5 protein-coding genes are annotated in these 3,554 nt (G+C 66.0%); all 5 read right to left on the bottom strand.

Features of this window, described 5'->3' with window-relative positions; translation table 11 throughout:
* Nucleotides 1–112 precede the first annotated feature (112 nt).
* Nucleotides 113–1,243 carry a hypothetical protein gene (locus tag AC0IW9_RS30215; protein ID WP_471652009.1) on the bottom strand — a complete coding sequence of 377 codons (1,131 nt, stop codon included), beginning with the start codon at nt 1,241–1,243 and terminating at the stop codon, nt 113–115.
* A gap of 91 nt (nt 1,244–1,334) precedes the next feature.
* Nucleotides 1,335–2,150 (bottom strand): aldo/keto reductase, encoded by an 816-nt coding sequence (locus AC0IW9_RS30210; protein ID WP_471652008.1) that lies wholly within the window; start codon nt 2,148–2,150, stop codon nt 1,335–1,337.
* Between the two features lie 83 nt (nt 2,151–2,233).
* On the bottom strand, nt 2,234–2,809 hold the full coding sequence (locus tag AC0IW9_RS30205) for a type 1 glutamine amidotransferase domain-containing protein (RefSeq protein WP_471652007.1): 576 nt from the start codon (nt 2,807–2,809) through the stop codon (nt 2,234–2,236).
* Between the two features lie 63 nt (nt 2,810–2,872).
* On the bottom strand, nt 2,873–3,205 hold the full coding sequence (locus AC0IW9_RS30200) for an FmdB family zinc ribbon protein (RefSeq protein ID WP_471652006.1): 333 nt from the start codon (nt 3,203–3,205) through the stop codon (nt 2,873–2,875).
* A gap of 80 nt (nt 3,206–3,285) precedes the next feature.
* Entirely contained in the window at nt 3,286–3,453 is a 168-nt protein-coding gene (locus AC0IW9_RS30195; protein WP_471652005.1) for a hypothetical protein, read from the bottom strand.
* Nucleotides 3,454–3,554 lie beyond the last annotated feature (101 nt).

Below are 3,554 nucleotides of genomic sequence, written 5' to 3'. Positions count from 1 at the left end.
CGACATCCTCGCCGCCATCCAGCGCTTCTGCCTCCGTTCCCAACAGATCGGAGGAACTACGGAATCAGGACACTAGCTGCAGTTCGGAATTAGCGTCCGCTGAAGAGCAAGGCTAGGCTGAGTGCAGCCGGACCTGAAACGGCGCGCAGCGATCGTCCTTCTTTGGCCGTAATCTTGCCGGATCAATCTCATCCATCGAATATGCCATCGCGGGCGCGAGCGCCGCAATGAGCGGGTCCCATTGGCGTCGAAGCTTCACGTATAGCTCTGCTCCGGTCTCCTCATCGGCCACAAGCGGCAGGCCGGCTTGGCGCAAGCGCCGTACGGCGGCGAGATACCGCGCCCGCCACGGCTCGGCCTCGACATGGTCGCTCGCTGCTTCCGGCGCCTGGTCGAGGAAGGTTTTGTCCAGGGTCGAGACGAGCATGAGCGACACGCTCCAAAGCTGCCGCACCGCGGCCGATTTCTTCACCCAGCCTGCCTTGTCATCAGCCAAGGCGCTCTTGATGAGGGATATGGTATCGAGGGCGAGAAGCGTTGTCCGGGAAACGGAGTAGTAAGGCTCCTGGAAGCGGAAATAAAAAAGCACCTGATAGAAGTGGTGGCCCTCTTTGATTTCAGCCATTTCGCCAGCCAATTCGGAAAGATTGTCGTATCCTCCGCTGAGTTGACCGTCGGGGAACAGACTCGCCAACAGCTCGGCCGCGTCGCCACTCTCGGCGGACATCGCGTGCATCTTGAGCCCGAGCGCATTCCGCTCCCGCAAAGCGGCATAAATCTGCATCAGGTAGGTCAAGGTCAGGGAGATCACCGCCGTGCCGACGACGGAGTTGAACAAAAACATCACCTTCATGGCCACCGTATGCGGCGCGAAATCGCTCGCGCCGACGATGGAAAGGCTGCTGCCGCCGACGTAGACGGCGGTGACAAGGTCTGTGGGCGTCTCACCGCTGCTTGCCCGAACACCGGCGCCGAGTTCGGGATGGATGATCAATCCAGCGCCGAACGCGAGGAGCACCGACCAAGTTAAGACCAGTAGCACGAGGATCGTCGGGCCGCAGAAGGACAACACCATCGGCTGGTAGCGTCCTGTCGGAAAAAGTCGGAACAGCCGCCACGTCAGCCGCGCGAGCTTAGGGCTGAGTATGCCTGTTCCAACACGGGCGTAGAGCACCGTCAGGAATACGTCGGCAAGGACGGCCAGCATCACGGCGGCACCGAACACTTGTTCCAGAACGTCCACCGCGACCCGCTCCTTTTTGCTGCGCAAGGGTGCTGAAGGGCGGGGCGTCCTTACGGCCCCCGTCCTTTGCCAGCCAATCGAGCATCACGGCCTACAGCATGGGAAGGCGGTGCGGCCGGGGGCCGAGCGGGAACGCGGCATCGATTCGGGCAAGCTCGGCTTCCGTCAGCCGCAGCGCTCCGGCGCCCGCGTTGTCGGCGGCGTGCTCGGGGCTGGACGCCTTGGGGATCGTGAACAGGGACGGCCGCCGCACCAGGAACCGGAGCGCCACTTGGCGCGCGGTCGCCCCATGGCTCGCTGCGATGTCCTCCAATACGCGACCGCCCGACGTGTGCGGGCCGGGGAAGCTGCCATGGCCAAATGGGCTGTAGGCGACCACGGCAACGCCGTGCTCCTCGCACCAGGGCAGCACAGCGTGCTCGATCGCGCGCTCCTCCAGGTGGTAAAGCACTTGGTTGCAGGCGATCCGGCCCTCGCCTCCGGCTTTCCAGGCGGCATCAAGGTCGCGCACGTCGAAGTTGCTGACCCCCCAGGACAGGATCTTTCCCTCTTTGCGGAGCCGCTCGAAGCCGGCAAAGGTGTCCTCGAGTGGGTGCGAGCCTGCCCAGTGCAGGAGGTAGCAGTCCAGCCTGTCGGTGCGCAGGCGCGAGAGCGATCGCTCGCAGGCCGCCACCGTCCCGGCGCGCGAGGCGTTGCTCGGCGCGACCTTGGAGACGAGGAAGACCTCTTCTCGCCGCCCCGCAATGGCCTCGCCGACCACGGTCTCGGCGTCGCCGTACATCTCCGCGGTGTCGATGTGGGTCATGCCGAGATCGAGGCCGCGGCGCAGGGCGGCGACCGCCGTGGGTCGGTGCGCGTCGTCGATGTACCAGGTTCCCTGGCCGATTACCGCGACCTCGCGCGGCACGGGACCGAACGGGCGCCGCTCCGTGCCCTCCGGTCCCGGCGAAAAGGGCGCGTGCTGCGCAGCACCGGTTGTGGCTGAAGGTCTCATTCGGCCGCTGCCTGGCGCGACTGCCCGCGTACGCTCGAGAACAGCTTGATCATCTCTGGGTTGAAGGCCGGGATGTCGTCGGGCTTGCGGCTAGTGACCAGGCCCTGATCGACGACGACCTCCTGATCCACCCACTCCGCCCCCGCGTTCTTGAGGTCGGTCTGCAACGACGGCCAGGAGGTCAGGCGCCGTCCGCGTGCGGCACCTGCTTCGATGACTGTCCAGGGCCCGTGGCAGATTGACGCCACCGGCTTGCCGGCGTCGAAGAAAGCCTTCGCGAACGCGACCGCCTCGGGCAGCGCCCGGAGCTTGTCGGGGTTGATGACGCCGCCTGGGAGCAGGAGCGCGTCGAAGTCCTCGGGCCGGGCGCTGCTGAGGGGCACGTCCACCGGAAAGGTGTCGCCCCACTCCGTGAAGCTCCAGGCCTTCACCTCGCCATCCTTGGGGGAGACGAGCCGGGTCTCGGCGCCCGCCTGGTCGAGCGCCTTGCGCGGCTCGGTCATCTCGACCTGCTCGAAGCCGTCTGTTACCAGGATAGCGACCTTCAGGCCGTTGAGGGTTTCAGAAGCCATGTTCGTGTCTCCGTTCGACGAGGATCGGGTCCTTCGATGGAAGCGGCTCTTGCGGGACGGCGCTCATTGTCCACTCCGACGGAGCGGCCCGCTCGAGGAGAAGACGCGGCCACCATTCGAGGACAATGCGTTCGGGATCGGCCACCGGCGTACGCAACAGCCGCAGCCGGCGGGATGGGCCGCCTTCGCGGGGCGTTGACTGTTCGCATTGCGCTCGTTCGAGGCGAGGGCGCCGCGCTGGGCCGAGTCCATGCCGGCGATGCCGGGCGCGCTGAGCAGCATCCGCGGCACCTCGACGCCGCAGGTCGGGCAGGCGCACGGGTCGCGGAATTCCGCCATCGGCCGCATCGCCGTGAACGGCCCGCACGCTTGGCAATCGTATTCGTAGATCGGCATGGCGTCCTCGTTGCGCGCGGCGATGGAGAGAGGGGCGGCGGGGCGGCCCAGGGAATGGCCGCCCCGCCTGGATCAGCCGGTCATGCGGCGGTCTTGAGGATCACCTTAGTCCAGCCATCATCGCGCGCGTCGAAATGCCGGTAGGCGTTCGGCGCCTCCTCCAGCGGCAGCTCGTGCGAGACGATGAACGACGGCTTCGCGCGGCCGGTCGAGATCAGGTCGCGCAGCTGGCGGTTGTAGGCCTTCACGTTGCACTGGCCAGTACCGATGCTCGTAAGCGTCAGCCTATCACCACGGCTTGACCATCTGGTCTGAGGTTCCACGGCAGCAGGTCATCGATCCTGCTTGC

It is taken from the genome of Belnapia sp. AC561 (assembly GCF_979252845.1).
The sequence above is the reverse complement of the archived record's forward strand: the minus strand, read 5'-3'. Positions and strand labels throughout refer to the sequence as shown.

Coding starts and splice junctions, on each gene's coding strand:
- AC0IW9_RS30205 (WP_471652007.1), bottom strand. CDS start 2,809: ATGGCTTCTGAAACCCTCAACGGCCTGAAGGTCGCTATCCTGGTAACA.
- AC0IW9_RS30200 (WP_471652006.1), bottom strand. CDS start 3,205: ATGCCGATCTACGAATACGATTGCCAAGCGTGCGGGCCGTTCACGGCG.